The organism is Shewanella profunda (assembly GCF_023283765.1).
In the GTDB taxonomy this organism is placed as follows: Bacteria; Pseudomonadota; Gammaproteobacteria; order Enterobacterales; family Shewanellaceae; genus Shewanella; species Shewanella profunda.
This window is the reverse complement of the sequence record NZ_JAKILG010000002.1, coordinates 78,176-98,683: the sequence shown is the minus strand read 5'-3', so window position 1 is coordinate 98,683 and position 20,508 is coordinate 78,176. Positions and strand designations below refer to the sequence as shown.

At 45.3% G+C, this 20,508-nt stretch carries 17 protein-coding genes and 2 tRNA genes; 18 read left to right on the top strand and 1 reads right to left on the bottom strand.

All coding sequences use genetic code 11. The features are described from left to right. The first annotated feature begins 149 nt into the window (after positions 1–149). From folP to rpsO, 12 genes are all read left to right on the top strand, one after another. A complete protein-coding gene (gene folP / locus L2744_RS01465) occupies positions 150–983 on the top strand; it encodes a dihydropteroate synthase (protein ID WP_248990382.1) in 834 nt (277 codons plus the stop codon). An 80-nt stretch (positions 984–1,063) separates the two neighbouring features. Beyond that, a complete protein-coding gene (gene glmM, locus L2744_RS01460) occupies positions 1,064–2,401 on the top strand; it encodes a phosphoglucosamine mutase (RefSeq protein WP_248990381.1) in 1,338 nt (445 codons plus the stop codon). Between the two features lie 195 nt (positions 2,402–2,596). After that, complete coding sequence (gene tpiA / locus L2744_RS01455; RefSeq protein WP_006082720.1) at positions 2,597–3,379, top strand: triose-phosphate isomerase; 783 nt, start codon at positions 2,597–2,599, stop codon at positions 3,377–3,379. Position 3,380: 1 nt separating this feature from the next. Next, positions 3,381–3,716 (top strand): preprotein translocase subunit SecG, encoded by a 336-nt coding sequence (gene secG, locus L2744_RS01450; protein ID WP_248990380.1) that lies wholly within the window; start codon positions 3,381–3,383, stop codon positions 3,714–3,716. Between the two features lie 11 nt (positions 3,717–3,727). Beyond that, positions 3,728–3,814: transfer RNA gene (locus tag L2744_RS01445), tRNA-Leu, on the top strand. An 82-nt stretch (positions 3,815–3,896) separates the two neighbouring features. Then, a tRNA-Met gene (locus L2744_RS01440) sits at positions 3,897–3,973 on the top strand. Between the two features lie 171 nt (positions 3,974–4,144). After that, entirely contained in the window at positions 4,145–4,600 is a 456-nt protein-coding gene (gene rimP / locus L2744_RS01435; protein WP_248990379.1) for a ribosome maturation factor RimP, read from the top strand. A 29-nt stretch (positions 4,601–4,629) separates the two neighbouring features. After that, positions 4,630–6,129 (top strand): transcription termination factor NusA, encoded by a 1,500-nt coding sequence (gene nusA / locus L2744_RS01430; protein ID WP_248990378.1) that lies wholly within the window; start codon positions 4,630–4,632, stop codon positions 6,127–6,129. Positions 6,130–6,154: 25 nt separating this feature from the next. After that, the gene (infB, locus tag L2744_RS01425; protein ID WP_248990377.1) at positions 6,155–8,797 is read left to right on the top strand and encodes a translation initiation factor IF-2; all 2,643 of its coding nucleotides are present in this window, start codon (positions 6,155–6,157) and stop codon (positions 8,795–8,797) included. Between the two features lie 63 nt (positions 8,798–8,860). Continuing rightward, on the top strand, positions 8,861–9,304 hold the full coding sequence (gene rbfA, locus L2744_RS01420) for a 30S ribosome-binding factor RbfA (protein ID WP_248990376.1): 444 nt from the start codon (positions 8,861–8,863) through the stop codon (positions 9,302–9,304). Continuing rightward, positions 9,304–10,260, top strand: a complete 957-nt coding sequence (gene truB, locus L2744_RS01415) for a tRNA pseudouridine(55) synthase TruB (RefSeq protein ID WP_248990375.1) — start codon at positions 9,304–9,306, stop codon at positions 10,258–10,260. The genes rbfA and truB overlap by 1 nt, the downstream gene beginning before the upstream one ends. Before the next feature lie 128 nt (positions 10,261–10,388). Beyond that, positions 10,389–10,658 (top strand): 30S ribosomal protein S15, encoded by a 270-nt coding sequence (rpsO, locus tag L2744_RS01410; RefSeq protein ID WP_011788446.1) that lies wholly within the window; start codon positions 10,389–10,391, stop codon positions 10,656–10,658. 76 nt (positions 10,659–10,734) lie between these two features. Here rpsO and L2744_RS01405 read toward each other — a convergent pair whose 3' ends face one another. Continuing rightward, entirely contained in the window at positions 10,735–12,783 is a 2,049-nt protein-coding gene (locus L2744_RS01405; protein ID WP_248990374.1) for a putative bifunctional diguanylate cyclase/phosphodiesterase, read from the bottom strand. Positions 12,784–12,979: 196 nt separating this feature from the next. Here L2744_RS01405 and pnp point away from each other — a divergent pair, with 196 nt between their 5' ends. The 6 genes from pnp (at position 12,980) to L2744_RS01380 (ending at position 20,333) form a co-directional block, all read left to right on the top strand. Next, positions 12,980–15,079: a polyribonucleotide nucleotidyltransferase gene (pnp, locus tag L2744_RS01400; RefSeq protein ID WP_248990373.1), complete on the top strand. Its 2,100-nt coding sequence runs from the start codon at positions 12,980–12,982 to the stop codon at positions 15,077–15,079. 192 nt (positions 15,080–15,271) lie between these two features. Continuing rightward, on the top strand, positions 15,272–16,174 hold the full coding sequence (nlpI, locus tag L2744_RS01395; RefSeq protein ID WP_248990372.1) for a lipoprotein NlpI: 903 nt from the start codon (positions 15,272–15,274) through the stop codon (positions 16,172–16,174). 98 nt (positions 16,175–16,272) lie between these two features. Continuing rightward, positions 16,273–17,853 (top strand): peptide chain release factor 3, encoded by a 1,581-nt coding sequence (prfC, locus tag L2744_RS01390; protein ID WP_248990371.1) that lies wholly within the window; start codon positions 16,273–16,275, stop codon positions 17,851–17,853. 83 nt (positions 17,854–17,936) lie between these two features. After that, positions 17,937–18,122, top strand: a complete 186-nt coding sequence (locus L2744_RS21780; RefSeq protein WP_312018316.1) for a DUF5363 family protein — start codon at positions 17,937–17,939, stop codon at positions 18,120–18,122. A gap of 10 nt (positions 18,123–18,132) precedes the next feature. After that, positions 18,133–18,897, top strand: coding sequence for a TatD family hydrolase (locus L2744_RS01385; protein ID WP_248990370.1), 765 nt, complete (start codon positions 18,133–18,135; stop codon positions 18,895–18,897). Positions 18,898–19,073: 176 nt separating this feature from the next. Beyond that, positions 19,074–20,333 carry a NupC/NupG family nucleoside CNT transporter gene (locus L2744_RS01380; protein ID WP_248990369.1) on the top strand — a complete coding sequence of 420 codons (1,260 nt, stop codon included), beginning with the start codon at positions 19,074–19,076 and terminating at the stop codon, positions 20,331–20,333. Positions 20,334–20,508 lie beyond the last annotated feature (175 nt).

Genomic DNA, 20,508 nt, shown 5'->3' with positions numbered 1-20,508 from the left:
AGACTGCATTTTCATTGATACACACTGCTGGCACTGATATTTTTCCTCTGACATTAGTCACCTAGGATAGAAAGTGATGGCTTGAAATTAATGACGCAAGCTATGGCAGCGAGTAAAATAGTTAGTGTTCGTATTACAGGAGTAAATGCGTGTTTGAATTGATAGCCGGTACAAAACACCTTTCTTTAGCTTCGCCTATTGTTATGGGCATTCTCAATGTGACTCCCGATTCCTTTTCCGATGGTGGACAATATTCTTCCTTCGAGCTTGCTTGCCAACATGCCGATGAGATGGTGGCCCAAGGTGCAGGCATGATCGATATTGGTGGCGAGTCGACAAGACCCGGTGCCGCAGAGGTCAGCCTAGCAGAAGAGCTTGAGAGGGTGATCCCGTTAGTAAAATATGTTGCGGCGCACCATGATGTGTGGATTTCGGTTGATACCAGTAAACCCGAAGTTATGCGTCAAGCAGTGGCTGCTGGCGCGCACTTGATTAATGATGTGCGTGCCTTGATGGAGCCCGGTGCCTTGGAAGCCGCCGCAGAGTTGCAAGTTCCCATATGTCTAATGCATATGCAGGGCGAGCCAAAGAGCATGCAATCTGCACCGAATTACCATGATGTGGTGGCAGAGGTTTTGACTTTCTTAAATGAGCGGATCGAGGCTTGCGTACAAGCTGGCATCCCCCGTGAATTGTTATTACTGGATCCGGGGTTCGGTTTTGGCAAAAACTTAGAACATAACTATGAATTACTTGCAAAACTAGACCGTTTTGCCAAGTTTGATCTACCCATATTGATAGGATTGTCTCGTAAGAGCATGATAGGGAACCTCTTAGCAAAACCGACCTCAGAACGTCTTGCTGGGAGCCTTGCTGGCGCTATGATAGCGGCTCAAAAGGGGGCTCATATCATTCGTGTGCACGATGTTGCTGAAACAGTGGATATGCTCAAGGTGTTGCAAGCGACACAAGTGTATTGTTAAGCCTCATTATGCTCTCGTTAAGCATTTAATTAGTATTATGATCCCAAATAATTGGGGCACATTTGAGTTTGTGGGGTGATATGAAAGAACGTAAATTTTTTGGAACTGACGGTATTCGGGGAAAGGTCGGTTCAGGTCAAATGACGCCTGAGCTCGCGCTGAAACTAGGTTGGGCCGCGGGTAGGGTGTTATCCCGCAGTGGTACCAAGAAAGTGATCATAGGTAAAGATACCCGTATATCGGGTTATATGTTTGAATCGGCATTAGAAGCGGGCCTCTCTGCCGCAGGTCTCAATGTCATGTTAATGGGTCCCATGCCAACGCCAGCCGTGGCCTATTTGACGCGAACCTTCCGCGCCGAGGCGGGGGTAGTGATCAGCGCATCACACAATCCCTATTACGATAACGGCATTAAATTTTTCTCCACCGACGGCAGTAAGTTAGACGATAACCTAGAGTTAGAAATTGAAGCCGAGCTTGAAAAGCCCTTAGTCTGTGTCGAGTCGCATCTGCTGGGTAAAGTCTCCCGTATAGAAGATGCCCGTGGTCGATATATTGAGTATTGCAAAGGAAATTTCCCCGCAGAGCACACCTTAACGGGCTTAAAAATTGTGGTGGATTGTGCCCATGGTGCAACCTATCATATTGCTCCAGCCGTGTTTCGTGAATTAGGTGCTGAAGTTATTGCGATTGGCGATCAGCCAAACGGAGTGAACATCAACGATAAAGTGGGCGCAACGTCCATGGGCAAAATCTGCGAAACTGTGCTTGCCGAAGGTGCCGATTTAGGTATTGCGCTCGATGGCGATGGCGACCGTATTATGATGGTCAACAGCACAGGTGAAGTGATCGACGGGGATCAGATCCTCTACATCCTTGCCTGCGATGCCAAAGCGCGTGGCGTACTGCGTGGTGGTGTTGTTGGTACGTTAATGTCTAATCTTGGGCTCGATTTAGCCTTACAAGCATTAGATATTCCCTTCGCCCGCTCAAAAGTGGGCGACCGTTATGTGATGGAGTTACTTAAAGAGCTCGATTGGCGTATTGGCGGTGAAAACTCTGGGCATATTCTTAACTTAGATCATGGTACAACTGGTGATGGTATTATTGCCGGGATTTTAGTATTAGCGGCTATGCGCCGTCAGAATGCGACCTTAGAGCAATTAACTGCACCGATGGAAATGTTGCCACAGGTATTAGTCAATGTGCGCTTTGAAGGTGAACATGATCCCCTTAACTCCGATAAGGTCAAAGCCGCGCAAGCGCAAGTTGAATCTGAGCTCGGTATTCGTGGTCGTGTGCTATTACGTAAGTCGGGTACTGAACCTTTGATCCGTGTCATGGTGGAAGGGGACGATTATAGTGCAGTATTAGCCCACGCAAATCTGATTGCAGATGCGGTAAAATCGGCTAGCTAATATTTAGCATTATTGCAAAGCGCTGCAGCTGATACCGATTAAAAATGAAGGTGTTAGCTGCGCAAACGAACAGAAAACAGCTTGGTCGTGTAAAAAGTAAGCATCCCAACCTGATAACTGAAAAAAATCGAATTTAGCTATTGTAACTTAATAAGTGGTTCGCTATTATTCACGCCGCTTTCAGAGGAGACAGTGATGGCACTCAGACGTCCTATGGTAGCTGGCAATTGGAAAATGAACGGCAGTGCGGCATTAGCCCAAGAGTTGTTCAAGAAATTTGCCTCTAAGCTCCAAAATGATTCAGCTGAAGTGGTTTTATGCCCGCCTTCTATCTATCTAGAGAGCGTTAGGCAACTGCTAGAAGCAAACAAGGAAGCGTTAGACGGTTCACTTGTGAGGATGGGCGCACAAAACCTAAGTCAACATGACTTTGGCGCTTATACCGGTGAAGTTTCAGGTCAGATGCTAAAAGATTCAGGATGTCGATACGTGATTATCGGACATTCAGAGCGTCGTCGTATGTACGGCGAGACGAGTAATATTGTAGCGGAGAAATTTGCCGCTGCACAAAAGCATGGCTTAACCCCAATATTGTGTGTGGGAGAGTCAGGTCCAGCGCGTGAAGCAAGACGCACCTTCGAGGTGATTGCGGAAGAGTTGGATATAGTGATCCAGAAAAATGGCACTATGGCTTTTGATAACGCCATTATCGCCTACGAGCCACTATGGGCTGTAGGGACAGGTAAAAGCGCTACACCAGAGCAGGCACAAGAAGTTCATGCGTTTATTCGCAAACGTCTCTCTGAGGTATCTCCGTTTATCGGAGAAAATATCAGAATTCTCTACGGTGGTAGTGTAACACCGAGTAATGCTGCAGATTTATTTGCCCAACCTGATGTTGATGGTGGACTGATTGGCGGTGCTAGCTTAAACTCTAGCGAGTTTTTAAGTCTGTGTACCATAGCGATGAGCGCATAATATGTATGAAGTTCTACTAGTTATTTACTTGTTGGTTGCATTAGGTTTAATTGGTCTAGTGTTAATTCAGCAAGGTAAGGGAGCTGACATGGGGGCCTCATTTGGCGCCGGTGCATCAGGTACTCTGTTTGGTTCGAGCGGTTCAGGTAATTTCCTGACACGCACAACGGCGATTCTTGCCATTGCGTTTTTTACCTTAAGTTTGGTTATTGGCAACTTAAGTGCGAACCACGCAAAAAATGAAGATTCATGGAAAAATTTAGGTTCAGATACTGAACAGGTTACTCAGCCTGTTCAAGATGAAACCGAAAAGTCAGAAACTAAAATTCCTGACTAGTAAAAGGTGTCGCCGAGGTGGCGAAATTGGTAGACGCGCAGCCTTGAGGTGGCTGTGGCCTAACGGTCGTGCGGGTTCAAGTCCCGCTCTCGGCACCAAATATAATTAAGATTGACGATGTAAGTTCTGTCTTAGTTATTGCAAGGAATGACGATAGTCAATATACTTGCACACAGTTGACGCGGGGTGGAGCAGCATGGTAGCTCGTCGGGCTCATAACCCGAAGGTCGTCGGTTCAAATCCGGCCCCCGCAACCAGCTCCTAGTAACGAATGTTTATCGATTCGTTATGGTTTACAGGTTCTTGACACTAAAAACCTCGTGATTACGGGGTTTTTTGTTATCTAGGACTTTTAAATTTGTCGTATATTCTATACGGCGTTGTACTAGGGCTATTAAGCCCTTTTTTGTTTTTTCCGGGGGTCAATTTTGGCAACATTAGAATCCAGACTGGCAGAAATGCTCAAAGTGCCTGTGGAAGCATTAGGCTTTCAACTCTGGGGCATTGAATATGTTCAAGCGGGTAAGCATTCAATACTGCGCGTGTTCATCGATGGTGAAAACGGTATCAATATCGAAGATTGTGCCAATACCAGCCGCCAAGTCAGTGCTGTGCTCGATGTTGAAGACCCTATTCCGACCGAATATACCCTAGAGGTTTCTTCACCTGGTGTGGATAGACCGTTGTTTACTGCCCAGCAGTATGCGGCCTATGTGGGGGAAGATGTAAAAGTTCAACTGACTATGCCTGTCGCGGGCAGTCGTAATTTAAAAGGCGCCATTACAAAGGTGGAAGGGCAAATGCTCTCACTGAATGTGAATGGTAAAGAGCTAGTTGTCGCCCTGGATAACATCCGTAAAGGCAACGTAATCGCTAAGTTTTGATAGTTTCAAGGTGAACGAGGCAAGACGAGATGAATAAAGAGATCCTGCTAGTCGCTGAAGCGGTTTCAAATGAAAAGGCCGTTCCACGCGAGAAAATTTTTGAAGCGCTAGAGATCGCTCTGGCTACTGCAACCAAGAAAAAATACGATGGTGATATTGACGTTCGTGTTTCCATTGACCGCAAAACGGGTGGTTATGATACTTTCCGTCGTTGGATGGTGGTTGATGATCACGGTGAAGCGCTAGAAAACCCTTATCGTGAAATCACGTTAGAAGCGGCACGTTACGAAAATCCGGACATCCAACCTGGCGAGTTTATCGAAGACGATATCGAGTCAGTGGTGTTTGACCGTATTACCACTCAAACCGCTAAGCAAGTGATTGTGCAAAAAGTACGTGAAGCTGAACGTGCACAAGTGGTTGAGCAGTTCAAAGACAAAGAAGGCGAGTTGATCACTGGTGTTGTAAAAAAAGCGACCCGTGAAAGCGTAGTGGTTGATTTAGGCAACAACGCTGACGGCGTATTGTTCCGTGAAGACTTAATTTCACGTGAATCTTTCCGCCCTGGTGACCGTGTTCGTGCATTGCTTTACTCTGTACGTCCAGAAGCTCGCGGCGCACAGTTATTTTTAAGCCGTACTAAACCTGAAATGCTGATAGAGCTTTTCCGTGTTGAAGTACCTGAAATTGCTGACGAGTTGATCGAAGTCATGGGCGCTGCCCGTGATCCAGGCGCCCGCGCTAAGATCGCCGTTAAGTCAAATGACCGTCGTATCGATCCTATCGGTGCGTGCGTGGGTATGCGCGGTGCGCGTGTACAAGCTGTATCTAATGAATTGGGTGGCGAGCGTGTTGATATCGTATTGTGGGATGATAATCCAGCACAATATGTGATCAATGCCATGGCGCCAGCTGATGTCGCTTCTATCATCGTTGACGAAGATAACCATTCAATGGATATCGCGGTTGAGGCTGATAGTTTGGCACAAGCCATTGGACGTAATGGCCAGAACGTACGTTTGGCAACTCAACTCACGGGTTGGGAGCTGAATGTAATGACAGTGGAAGACATGAATAAGAAACATCAGGCCGAAAGCGCCAAAGTGGTGAGTCTGTTTATTAATTCACTGGATGTCGATGAAGATTTTGCACAAGTACTAGCGAACGAGGGCTTTACGTCGCTTGAAGAAGTCGCTTATGTACCTGTGTCTGAACTATTGGCGATAGACGGTTTTGACGAGGATCTCGTTGAAGCTTTACGTGAACGTGCAAAAGCTGCGATCTCGACAAGAGCGCTCGCATCTGAAGAAGCACTGGATGGTGTGGAGCCAAGTGACGAGTTGTTAGCACTTGAAGGTGTGGAAAGACACTTAGCCTATGTTTTAGCTAGCAAAGGTATTGTGACTCTAGAAGACTTGGCTGAACAAGGCATTGATGATTTGATCGAAATTGAAGAATTGACAGAAGAAAAAGCAGGTACGCTCATCATGGCTGCCCGCAACATCTGTTGGTTTGGCGAAGAAGCATAAGTCGATCAACAGGGGGATTTAACTGATGGCAGATACTACCGTAGAGAAATTGGCCACGGAAGTGGGTAAAAGTGTTGAACGTCTGATTGAGCAATTCTCTCAGGCTGGAATTAAGAAAGGCCAAGCCGATAACGTATCTGAAGCGGAAAAGCAGCAGTTACTGGATTATCTGAAAAGGCAGCACGGTGCTGATAGCGCACCGACTAAGATGACGCTGCAACGCAAAACGGTATCTACCCTGAGCGTGGCTGGTAATGGTGGTCAATCTAAAGACGTTAAAGTGGAAGTGCGTAAAACCCGTACTTTTGTTAAACGCGATGTGAATGACACAGTGCTAAAAGCCGAAGAAGAGGCGAAAGCCGAAGCTGAAGCATTAGTAAAAGCAAAGGCCGAAGCGGAAGCGGCTCAAGCGGCCAAAGCGAAAGCAGAGGCAGAAGCTAAGGCAAAAGCAGAAGCTGAAGCCAAGGCAAAAGCCAAAGCGGCGGCAGAAGTAAAAGTGATTAAAGAGTCTTCACCAGAAGTAGAAGCAGCGCGTCTAGAAGCTGAACGTTTAAAAGCGGCTCAAGAAGCTGCAACTAAACGTAAGCAAGATGAAGAAGCGGCAAAAGCGGCTGAAAAGGCCCGTTTGTTAGCTGAAGAAAACTCTAAGCGTTGGGCCGAAGAAGAGCGTCAACGTCTAGAAGCCGAAAGAAACGGCGATCATCACATCACTACCTCTATAGTGGCTCGCGCCGCTGAAGATACCTCTGATCTGGATGAAGAAAAACGCGGACGTCGTGCTCGCAACAAGAGCAATGCCAAAAAGCGTGGCGGCAAAGATGCGCGCGATGGCCGTGAAAAACATATGCGTAACCGCAGCACAGCACCTGAGTCTATGGCGCATGGCTTTAACAAGCCAGTAGCAGCCGTAAGCCGTGATGTGCGTATCGGTGAAACTGTGACTGTTTCTGAACTGGCGCATTTAATGGCCGTTAAAGCGACTGAAATCATCAAACAAATGATGAAAATGGGCTCAATGGTCACGATCAACCAAGTGTTGGATCAAGAGACTGCCCAGTTAGTTGCTGAAGAAATGGGCCACAAAGTGGTGCTTATCCGTGAAAACGAACTTGAGCACCAAGTGCTGCAAGATCGTGACGATGAAGATGGCATCAAGCTAGAATCTCGTGCACCGGTTGTGACTATCATGGGTCACGTTGACCATGGTAAAACGTCCTTACTCGACTATATTCGCCGCGCTAAAGTGGCTGCCGGCGAAGCCGGTGGTATCACACAGCATATCGGTGCATACCATGTTGAAACCGAAAACGGCATGATCACTTTCCTTGATACCCCTGGTCACGCCGCGTTTACCGCCATGCGTGCCCGTGGTGCCAAGGCAACGGATATCGTAGTCTTAGTTGTTGCTGCCGATGACGGCGTAATGCCACAAACTATCGAAGCGATTCAACATGCTAAAGCCGGTAACGTGCCTTTAATCGTGGCTGTGAACAAGATGGATAAGCCGGAAGCGGATATTGATCGCGTTAAGAGCGAATTGTCACAACACGGTGTTATGTCTGAAGATTGGGGTGGAGACAACATGTTTGCCTTCGTTTCAGCTAAGACAGGTGAAGGCGTTGACGAACTGCTCGAAGGTATCTTACTGCAAGCTGAAGTTCTCGAACTGAAAGCGGTGCGTGATGGTATGGCTGCCGGTGTGGTAATTGAATCACAATTGGATAAAGGTCGCGGCCCAGTGGCAACGATTCTGGTTCAAGAAGGTACGCTGCGCCAAGGCGATATCGTTCTGTGTGGTTTAGAGTACGGTAAAATCCGTGCAATGAAAGACGAGAACGGTCGTTCAATCACTGAAGCGGGTCCATCAATCCCTGTTGAAATTCTGGGTCTGTCGGGCGTACCGTCTGCAGGTGATGAAGCAACAGTGGTACGTGACGAACGTAAAGCTCGCGAAGTTGCCCTGTATCGTCAAGGTAAGTTCCGTGATGTTAAATTAGCGCGTCAGCAAAAATCTAAGCTAGAAAACATGTTCGCGAACATGACAGACGGCGAAGTGAAAGAGCTGAACATTGTTCTGAAAGCGGACGTTCAAGGTTCACTCGAAGCGATTACCGATTCATTAACGGGCCTGTCTACCGACGAAGTGAAGGTAAACATCATCGCTCGTGGTGTAGGTGCACTTACTGAAACCGACGCGACGTTAGCCGCGGCTTCTAACGCTATCATGGTGGGCTTTAACGTGCGTGCCGATGCACAAGCACGTAAGACTATCGAGAGCGAAAGTGTTGATCTACGTTACTACAGCGTTATCTATAATTTGATTGATGAAGTGAAAGCGGCGATGACAGGTATGCTGTCTCCTGAATTCAAACAACAAATTATTGGTCTGGCTGAAGTGCGTGATGTGTTCAAGTCGCCTAAGCTGGGTGCGATTGCAGGTTGTATGGTTACCGAAGGTACCATCAAGCGTAGCGCACCAATTCGCGTACTGCGTGATAACGTTGTTATCTTCGAAGGTGAACTCGAATCGTTACGTCGCTTTAAAGATGACGTCGCCGATGTTCGCAACGGGATGGAATGTGGTATTGGCGTTAAGAACTACAACGATGTTCGCGTAGGCGACCAAATCGAAGTATTCGAAACCGTCGAAGTGGCACGTACACTTTAACGATAAAAAGGGCGGCATTAGCCGCCCTTTCGATTTAATGATATTAGCTATGGTACAAATATTATGGCAAAAGAATTCAGTCGTACACGTCGTATAGCACAGCAACTTCAGCAAGAACTTGCTCAGGTGCTGCAACGCGATATGAAAGATCCTCGTATTGGCTTTGTAACCGTAAATGACGTAGATGTCTCCCGCGATCTCAGCTACGCCAAAGTCTTTGTGACCTTCTTCGAAGAAGATAAAGAAGTTGTGCAGGAAAAGCTGAACGCTCTCATCAGCGCAGCGCCTTACATCCGTACCTTAGTGGCTGGGCGTATGAAATTGCGTGTTATGCCTGAGCTACGTTTTGTTTATGACAGCTCATTGGTTGAGGGGATGCGTATGTCTAATCTCGTTAGCCAAGTCATCAACCAAGACAAAGCTAAGCAGCAGCAGTTTGGTAGCGCAGATGAAGTCCTTAATGAGGATGCTACCGACGATACAGATGATACAAAAGGTAAAGATTAATGGCTCGTCGTCCAAAAGGCCGTTTTATCGATGGGATAGTGTTACTGGATAAATCCACTGGCATGAGTTCTAACTTTGCATTGCAAAGGGTAAAGCGCTTTTTTAATGCGAACAAAGCAGGGCATACTGGTGCGCTCGATCCTTTAGCAACCGGTATGTTGCCTGTGTGCCTAGGTGAAGCGACTAAGTTTTCCCAGCATTTATTAGATGCTGATAAACGTTACTTAGTAACAGCAAAACTGGGTGAGCGCACCGATACCAGTGATTCCGATGGTGAAGTGGTTCAGACTCGTCTTGTCGCGTTTACTGAGGCACAACTGCTGAGTGCTCTTGAGCACTTTCGTGGTGACACGCAGCAAGTGCCTTCTATGTATTCCGCGCTGAAATATCAGGGACAGCCGTTATATAAATATGCGCGTGAGGGCATAGAAGTACCGCGTGAGTCGCGTCCTATCAGGGTATTTGAACTTAATTTTATCGGTCTTGAAGGCAATGAGTTAACCTTAGATATTCATTGTTCTAAGGGCACTTATATTCGCACTATCATTGATGATCTTGGTGAAATGTTAGGTTGTGGCGCCCATGTGATCATGCTGCGACGCACCCAAGTAGCTCAGTATCCCTATGCCAAAATGGTGACCTTAGATCAGCTTGAAGCACTCGTGACTCAAGCACATGAGCAACAGATAGATCCGAGCGTATTACTCGATCCTCTTTTATTACCCATGGATACGGCTGTGGCCGACTTCCCTGAGGTAAATGTGCCTGAAGCGAGCGCAGCCTATTTGATGCAGGGCCAAGCTGTGCATGTGGTAGGTCTAAAAGCCGATACATTAGTGCGTATTACCCTAGGGGATGCACACAGATTTGTTGGCATTGGTGCGATGAATGATGATGGCCTCTTGGCGCCGAAGCGACTCATAGTGATCCATGACGAGCCGATAAGCACAGATTAATCCACTCCACCTGTTTGAAATATGCCAGCCTTTTTATTGCGCTAGGGTTGGATTATGGGTAGAATAGCGCGCCCTCTGGCTGAGTTAGTGATCGGCTAGGGATTCATACTATATATTTGGAGAGACACATGTCACTAAGTACTGAAGCGAAAGCAAAAATCCTGGCTGAATTTGGCCGCGGCGAAAATGACACTGGTTCAACTGAAGTTCAAGTTGCTTTGTTAACTGCGCAAATCAACCATTTGCAAGATCACTTCAAAGAGCACATCCACGATCACCACTCACGTCGTGGTCTGTTACGCATGGTTAGCGCGCGTCGTAAGTTAACTGCTTACCTGAAGCGTACAGATGCTGAGCGTTACACTGCACTGATCCAAAAGTTAGGTCTACGTCGTTAATCTCACGTCGACTAACGTAAAAAAGGAGGCTTAGCCTCCTTTTTTATTGCGCGCAGATTAAGTAATGCTGTTTTGGCTATGCTCTGCTGTCTATACTTGTGATCGTTGCAGTTTGGCTTGCGATATATAAGGTTTCAAATTCTGCTTGCGGTAATGGCTGACTAAAATAAAACCCTTGGCCTATCTGACATTGGTTTTCCTTAAGCCAGTCAAGTTGTAATTCATTTTCAATCCCTTCGGCCACAATGGTCAAATTAAGTTGCTTGCCTAACATCAAAATTGTCGATGCAATTGCGCTGTCTTCCGGTAAATCGGATACAAAACAACGGTCGATTTTCATAGTGGTGATGGGGAGATGACGTAGATAGGAAAGTGAAGAATAGCCTGTGCCAAAATCGTCAACAGCAATACCAAAACCTGCCGACTTGAGCTGCTCAAGCTTATTGATTGCTAGCTCAATATCGTTCATTAATGAGGTTTCAGTGATTTCAATTTCTAACAGTTCTGGCTGAATTTGGTAGCGTAAAGCCATTTGTTTGATATCAGACACTAAACTTGCATCGGCAAATTGTTGCGATGCAACATTAATAGCGATAGGGATCGCGAAGTGATACTTTTTTTGCCATTCTCTTAAAACTTTACAGCTTTGCTCAATCACCCAGCGCCCGATAGGAATGATGATCCCTGTTTCTTCGGCGACAGGGATAAATGACATTGGACTAATCAAACGCCCATCTTTTTGCCAACGAATTAAGGCTTCACAGCCAGTCACTTTACCCGTTTGTAGGTCAAGTTTAGGTTGGAAATAAAGCAAGAATTCGTTATTTTTTAAGGCATCATGCAACGATGCTTCGGTGCGCAATCTTACCGCTGCACGCTCGGTCATTTGCTGTTTAAAGAAGGCCCATTGATTTGAACCTGCGGCCTTCGCGCTATACATGGCGATATCGGCATGACGGATAAGATCTTCGGCGCTATTACCATCTTCGGGGTAAATTGAAATACCAATCGATGCCGCAGGGTGAATCGCATGTTCATTTAACTGAATGGGAACATTGAGCTGTACAAGTAGTTTATCGACAAAGTCCGCCGCTTGATCGGGCGAATGCACAGTATCGGCTAAAATCACAAATTCATCGCCACCTAAGCGTGACACTGTCCCCTTATCACCGACAACACGTTCAAGGATTCGGGCAATACGTGCTAAAAATTGATCGCCGAGTGCGTGACCAAGGGAATCATTAATATTCTTAAAACGATCTAAATCGATAAACATGAGTGCAAAGCTACGCTTGTGTACGCGGGAGCGTTGAATGGTGACCGCTATGGTTTCGAGTAATAGTGTGCGGTTTGGTAACCCAGTGAGTGGATCCCTCGTCGCCATTTTACGCAGTTTCGACTGTGTTTGACTGAATTGGATGAGAATTTGGTTGAATTTTGAGGTGACTAAACCGAGTTCATCATCCTTGTGTGCATTGGACACGGGAAGCAGATTTTCATCCGGTGAGTCGGGATCAATTTTATCAATCGCCTCACTGATCCTTGCTATGGGTTGGGTTAGGAAACGGTGGAATACAACCGATAAAACAAGGGTAAGCAAGAGAGCTCGAGCCAAAGTGGCGAAGAAACCGAGTTTTAGTTGTGAAAATAGGGTGTCTGTCAGTTCTTGAGTATCATAGAAAATAGTAAGCGTGCCGATTAATTGTTGTTTTTGTGTGCCTTCAAAATAGAAGGGGCGATATAAAGGACGAGAGATTTCTTTTAGTTCATCGAAAAGGTTATTACTGAGAGTCACAAAGGTTTGTGAACTATTACTTTTATTATTACTGACAGAGACGAACATAGAACCGTCATCAAGTTCGATAACGGCAGAGCCAACGTGTTCAACTTTAATTGCACCTTCTAGGGTCTGCCTCGCTAAGTTGTCATCTAGCGCCCAGACAGCATTGGCTGCGGGTTGCTCTACTGAATTAAGTAATTCTTGCTGAGTGGTAGTGAGCTGCTGTTTTGTGGATATAACGACAAGTGCTATTTCAACAATAAAAATAGCAATGGCAAAAAATAACGCAGTAAAAACAACGAGGTTAGTTTGCTTCCATGTAAGGGATTTAAAGCGACCCGTCATAAAGCTTGTCCTTTATAGTTGCTTTTCGCCATAGGGTGGATCTTCCATATCAGTTTGAAGCACAACTCTTTATTAATTTATCCACTTTAGTGAAAAGATAGGTCTTTGTCATCATTATCTGCTCTTTATCTATTACCCCCAATTGCAGTATACTTACGCGCGTAATTAAAGGTCATTAATATAAGGAATGGGTCACGTGAATCCAATTGTAAAGAGTTTTGAATATGGTCAGCATACAGTCACCCTGGAAACAGGTGTTATAGCGCGTCAAGCCGATGCCGCCGTGTTAGCAAGTATGGGTGACACGACAGTCTTAGTCACTGTTGTTGGTAAAAAAGAAGCCGACGCTGGGCGTGATTTTTTCCCTCTGACTGTTAACTACCAAGAAAAAACCTATGCAGCGGGTAAAATTCCTGGTGGTTTCTTTAAGCGCGAAGGTCGTCCTTCGGAAGATGAGACATTAATTGCTCGTCTGATTGACCGTCCAATTCGTCCTCTTTTTCCTAATGGTTTTAAAAACGAAGTCCAAGTTATCATCACAGTTGTATCTGTCGACCCACAAATTGAGCCAGATATCATTTCTATGATTGGTACTTCTGCTGCTCTGGCTATTTCTGGTATCCCATTCAGCGGTCCTTTAGGCGCTGCTCGTGTAGGTTACATTAATGGCGAATACGTGTTGAACCCAAGTGTGGCTCAACTTGCGACAAGTCAATTGAACTTAGTGGTTGCTGGTACTGCTGCAGCAGTATTAATGGTGGAATCAGAAGCCCAAGCATTACCAGAAGAAGTGATGTTAGGTTCTGTTGTTTATGGTCACGATCAACAACAAGTGGTTATCAACGCGATTGCTGAGTTTAAAGCAGAAGCTGGTAAACCAATGTGGGATTGGACTGCACCAGTTCAAGATGAAACGCTTGTTGCTCAAATTAAAGAGCTTGCTGAAGCGGGTTTAGGTGACGCGTATAAAATCCAAGTTAAGCAAGATCGCTATGCTCAAGTTTCTGTTGTTAAAGCAGCAACTAAAGAAGCCTTACTTGCGAGCAACCCAAATGTTGATTTACGTGAAGTAGACAACTTACTGGGCAGCTTAGAGAAGAAAGTTGTTCGTGGTCGTATTATCCGTGGCGAGCCACGTATCGATGGTCGTGAACCTGACATGATCCGCGCTTTAAGTGTATTAGCGGGCGTATTACCACGTACTCATGGTAGTGCGTTATTTACTCGCGGCGAAACTCAAGCGTTAGTAACTTGTACTTTAGGTACTGAACGTGATGCACAGAAGATCGACAGCATCATGGGTGAGCGCACGAATCGTTTTATGCTGCACTATAACTTTCCTCCTTACTCTGTTGGTGAAACAGGTATGGTTGGTTCACCTAAGCGCCGCGAAATCGGTCATGGAAAGCTCGCATGGCGCGGTATTAACGCGGTTATGCCATCGGCAGAAGACTTCCCGTACAGTGTGCGTGTTGTATCTGAAATCACTGAATCTAATGGTTCAAGCTCTATGGCGTCAGTGTGTGGTACTTCGCTAGCGTTGATGGATGCAGGTGTACCAATCAAGACTTCTGTAGCGGGTATCGCTATGGGTCTAGTGAAAGAAGGTGATGATTTTGTCGTGCTTTCTGACATCTTAGGTGATGAAGATCATTTAGGTGATATGGACTTTAAAGTAGCGGGTACCCGTGGTGGTATTACTGCACTGCAAATGGATATCAAGATCGAAGGTATCACGAAAGAAATCATGGAAATCGCACTGCAACAGGCCTATGGCGCACGTGTGCATATTCTAAATGTGATGGATCAAGCGATTGGTTCGCACCGTGATGATATTTCTGATCATGCTCCACGCATCACTACAATCAAAATCAATCCAGAAAAAATCCGTGACGTTATCGGTAAAGGCGGCGCAGTTATCCGTGCTCTAACCGAAGAAACTGGCACCACGATTGAGCTGGAAGATGACGGTACTGTAAGAATTGCATCTTCAAACGGCGAAGCAACGAAAGAAGCAATCCGTCGTATCGAAGAAATCACTTCAGAAGTCGAAGTGGGCCGTATCTATAGCGGTAAAGTTATCCGTATCGTTGATTTCGGTGCATTCGTTAACATTCTGCCGGGCAAAGATGGTTTAGTACACATTTCACAAATCAGTGATGAGCGTGTGGCTAACGTGTCTGATCACCTTGAACTTAACCAAGAAGTTGCTGTTAAGGTAATGGAAGTGGATCGTCAAGGTCGCGTACGTCTGTCAATTAAAGAAGCACAAACTAAAGAAGTTACAGCAGAATAACTGAGCCATAAACTCAATATTCCCATGTGCTTTTAAGTTATTGCATTGAAAGGAGATCAATTGATCTCCTTTTTATTTGTTCGAATTTAATATAATTGTTATTAATGCTATTCGTTAATAGCAGTCCTAGGGTGGGATTGCTATCATGAATACTCTTCTGCATGTGTTGGGAATCTAAAAAGGTAGAAATGGATGAGTCTTAAAATTAGAACCGCTGTTGTTGCTGTGCTGGCGGGTGCCAGCCTGATGTTGGCTGGATGTGCGACCACTCAGTCCCCTTTAGATAACCATAATGATCTTGAAGGCAAGTTGGTGATTGCACCTGTAATGCCCGACTATAAAGTAGAGGTTACACTTGCTAAGCTAAATGAAATTTTATCTGCCGTCGAACTTACCAATGAACAGAGGGCAAGGTTTCATTATGATCGCGGCGTAATATATGACAGTGTGGGTTTAAGACTACTGGCGCGTATTGATTTTATGCAAGCACTTAAACTGCAGCCAGATCTTGCCGATGCTTATAATTTTCTTGGTATTTATTACACCCAAGAGGGCGAGTACGACAGCGCCTATGAAGCTTTCGATGGCGTGTTGGAACTTGCACCTAATTACGATTATGCCTATCTAAACCGTGGGATAGCACTTTACTATGGCGATCGAAATGAGCTTGCCACTAAAGATATGCAAGCATTCTACGCGGGGGATAATAAAGATGGTTATCGTGCTCTGTGGTTATATTTGATTGAGTCCAAAGATAATCACGAAGAAGCCAAACGTCGATTATTAGAAAATCGTAAGAATCTTGATAACGGAGCATGGTCAACGGTTATTGTCGATTATTATTTAGGCCACAAGCGCCGTGATGATGTGTTTAATGCAGCAAAAGAAGGTCTAACTCATCCAAAAGAATATGCAGAGCGTTTATGTGAAGCCTATTTTTATCTTGCAAAAATGGCGATAGAGCAGAAGCAATATCAAGATGCTGCCAATTACTTTCGTCTTACACTTGCGACCAATATCTATGATTTTGTCGAACACAGATACGCACGTATTGAGCTAGCAAAAGTTAAAGGTTTGCTCGAAGACACAAAATAACCTCCTCAGCCCGGGCTCATCTCGGGCTTTGCCTAGCCAAGTGAGAACTGAGGCGCTATAATTTGCGCCTTTTTAGCGATACTAGTGCATAGGTTAATATGTCAGGCAATAAAGTAGAGGTGGATAAACGTCGCACCTTCGCGATTATATCGCACCCCGACGCGGGTAAAACAACCATTACCGAAAAAGTGCTGCTATTCGGCAACGCTTTGCAAAAAGCGGGTACCGTTAAAGGTAAAAAATCGGGTCAGCACGCAAAATCTGACTGGATGGAAATGGAGAAAGACCGTGGTATTTCGATTACTACGTCTGTAATGCAATTTCCCTATGGTGGCGCCCTCGTTAACCTACTTGATACGCCGGGCCACGAAGACTTCTCCGAAGATACTTATCGTACTCTGACGGCCGTTGACTCATGTCTAATGGTGATCGACTCTGCAAAGGGGGTTGAAGACCGTACGATCAAGTTGATGGAAGTGACTCGTTTACGTGATACGCCGATCGTGACCTTTATGAACAAACTCGACCGCGATATCCGTGATCCTATCGATCTGATGGATGAAGTCGAAAATGTGCTGAATATCGCCTGCGCCCCTATCACTTGGCCTATAGGTTCGGGTAAAGAATTCAAAGGCATTTACCACATACTGCGTGATGAAGTGGTGTTGTATCAAGGTGGTATGGGTCATACGATCCAAGAGCGTCGTGTGATTGAAGGCATTAATAATCCTGATGTGGATAAGGCGCTTGGCAGTTATGCGGCCGATTTGCGTAATGAGATGGAATTAGTGCGCGGCGCATCGAATGAGTTTGACCATGCTGCTTTCTTGAAAGGTGAGTTAACTCCGGTCTTTTTTGGTACTGCATTGGGTAACTTCGGTGTGGATCATATTCTTGACGGAATCGTTGAGTGGGCACCTAAGCCATTACCGCGCGAAAGTGATACCCGAGTGATTATGCCTGATGAAGAAAAGTTCACTGGCTTTGTGTTCAAGATCCAAGCAAACATGGATCCAAAACACCGTGACCGTGTCGCTTTTATGCGTGTCTGTTCTGGTCGTTATGAGCAGGGCATGAAGATGCACCATGTCCGTATTGGTAAAGATGTTAACGTCAGTGATGCCTTGACCTTTATGGCGGGTGACCGTGAGCGTGCTGAAGAGGCATATCCCGGCGATATCATTGGCTTACATAACCATGGCACCATTCGTATCGGCGATACTTTTACCCAAGGTGAAAAATTCCGTTTCACTGGTGTGCCTAACTTTGCCCCTGAGATGTTCCGTCGTATTCGTCTGCGCGATCCGCTTAAACAAAAGCAGTTGCTTAAAGGCTTAGTACAGTTATCTGAAGAAGGAGCTGTACAAGTGTTCCGCCCAATTGATACCAATGATTTAATTGTCGGTGCCGTTGGTGTGCTGCAGTTTGAAGTGGTTGTGGGGCGTTTGAAGAGCGAATATAACGTCGAAGCTATTTATGAAGGCATTAGCGTGTCGACTGCCCGCTGGGTTTATTGTAAGGATGAGCGTAAGCTAGAAGAGTTCCGCCGTAAGTGTAGCCAAAACTTGGCGCTCGATGGCGGCGATAACTTGACTTATATTGCACCAACTATGGTTAATCTTAATCTTTCGATGGAAAGATATCCTGATATTGAGTTTGCGAAAACCCGCGAGCATTAATTCTGTTAGGGTGACTATAGTTGTTAAAATGGCGGTAATTTACCGCCATTTTTGTATCTAATTTACTTTTTGGGGTGCGAGTTATGGCTAATTGGATCACAACATCATGGCAGGCTTACATTCGGTGGTGCGATCGGATGGGATTAACACCTGAGAATCGTCGTTGTTGTATGCCGCGGCTTGAAGATCCTCCGTTAGTTTCAAAGCGTTCTCACTCTTTGACGCAAGAAAAGGTGGTTTCGTCGCCAATTGATAAAACGTCTGAATGAGGTATTTTGTGTGCTAGATACCCATGCACATTTGGACTTTGCCGAGTTTGATGCAGACCGAAGTGATGTCGTGCTTAAGATGCATCAAGCTGGGATAACAAACCTGATTATTCCTGGTGTTTCTCCCTCACATTGGCAAAAACAACTCGCCGTTGCACAGCAATATGAAGCTTATTTTGCGTTGGGCATTCACCCTTGGTTTTGCCCACAGGATGTCGAAGCGGCGATCCAAGCATTAACCTCTCAGATATCAGTGTTGCTTGAGTGTTCTCGATTTGTGGCTATTGGAGAGTGTGGTTTAGATAAACTCTACTCTGCAACTTGGCCGCAACAACGGGCTTGTTTCGAAGCACAATTACGGCTGGCAAAAACAGTTAATCTCCCCGTCATTATCCATAGTGTGAAAGCTCACTCTGAAGTATTGAGCTGTTTGAAAAAGTATCAATTGCCTCGAGGTGGCGTAATACATGCCTTTTCTGGCAGTCCAGAAATTGCCCTCGAGTATATTAAATTAGGTTATAAGCTGGGAATTGGTGGTTTGATTATGAACCCGAATGCCAAAAAATTGATCAAAACTGTATGTGAACTTCCTCTCGAAAACTTCCTACTTGAGACAGACTCACCCTCAATGCCCCCTATAAATGTTACTGAAAAACGTAACCAGCCCGCTAACGCTGTTCTTTTTATAGACAAAATTGCCAATTTGCAAAAAAAATCAAGTGTTCTAATATCAGAACACTTGATGTTGAATGCTATGCAACTATTTGACCTTTAGTTATTTTTAATTAAACAGATGTATGTCGCACCAGCATTCGGCACTAAGCGATTGAAATTAAACTCCAAAAATTTGATCAAAACGACGATTTTCGACTTTTCCTCGGGTATAATCTGACTCGGAAATAGGTTGATTAACAACATAATTAAAAATTGTTAACAATAGGGTGATGGTTAATGAATATATTAATGAGTTTAGTAGGGGTGGTCACCCTACTTGCGATAGGTTTCCTCCTATCGAATAACAAAAAAGCAATTAATTTACGTACAGTGGGTGGTGCGTTAGCCATTCAAGCCGCCTTCGGTGGTTTTGTTCTGTATGTTCCCGTTGGTAAAGATATTCTGAAAAGTGTATCTGACGCCGTATCTAGCGTTATTGGTTATGCACAAAACGGTATTAGCTTCCTGTTCGGCGATTTAGCTAACTTCAAGCTTGGCTTTATTTTTGCCGTTAACGTATTGCCAGTTATCGTGTTCTTCTCTTCTCTGATCGCTGTACTGTACTACCTAGGTGTTATGCAGTGGATCATCCGTATTATCGGTGGTGGGCTACAAAAAGCATTAGGTACAAGCCGTACTGAGTCAATGTCAGCAACTGCTAACATTTTCGTAGGTCAAACTGAAGCGCCTTTAGTGGTTCGTCCATTTATTCCAACTATGACGCAGTCTGAACTGTTTGCGATCATGGTTGGTGGTCTAGCCTCTATTGCAGGTTCAGTATTAGCTGGTTATGCACAGATGGGTGTGCCTATCGAATACTTAGTTGCCGCTTCATTCATGGCAGCACCAGGTGGCCTATTAATGGCTAAACTGATGCACCCAGAAACTGAAGCTGCTAAGAACGATATGGATGAATTGCCAGAAGATCCTGACAAGCCAGCTAACGTATTAGATGCGGCTGCTGCAGGTGCTTCATCTGGTATGCACCTAGCGCTGAACGTAGGCGCAATGCTGTTAGCCTTCGTTGGTTTGATCGCTATGGTCAATGGCATTATCGGTGGTGTGGGTGGCTGGTTTGGTGTTGAAGGGTTAACACTTGAACTGATCCTTGGCTACATTTTCATGCCTTTAGCATTCTTAATCGGTGTGCCTTGGAACGAAGCATTAGTCGCGGGTTCTTTCATCGGTCAAAAGATCGTTGTTAACGAATTCGTAGCTTACTTAAACTTTGCTCCATACTTAAAAGACATCGCTGATGGTGGCCTAGTTGTTGCTGAAACTGGTTTAGCAATGACTGACAGAACGAAAGCGATTATTTCCTTCGCTCTGTGTGGTTTCGCTAACTTGTCTTCAATCGCGATTCTACTTGGTGGTTTAGGTGCTATGGCTCCTAACCGTCGTCATGATTTAGCTAAAATGGGTATACGTGCGGTTATCGCAGGCTCTTTAGCTAACTTAATGAGCGCAACTCTTGCGGGCTTATTCTTAGCTATCTAAGTTAATGAGCGGCAGTTGGGGGAAACCCCACTAACTGGGTCCTGACCATTGCAGGGCAGGATCCAAGTTAATTCAACCATTTTCCAGTAGTGAATATTTTCTCCGATTGCAATAGCCAGAATACATCTAAACTCTAGTTGTTATTCTGTTATAAATGTCGTGAACTCATGGTTAA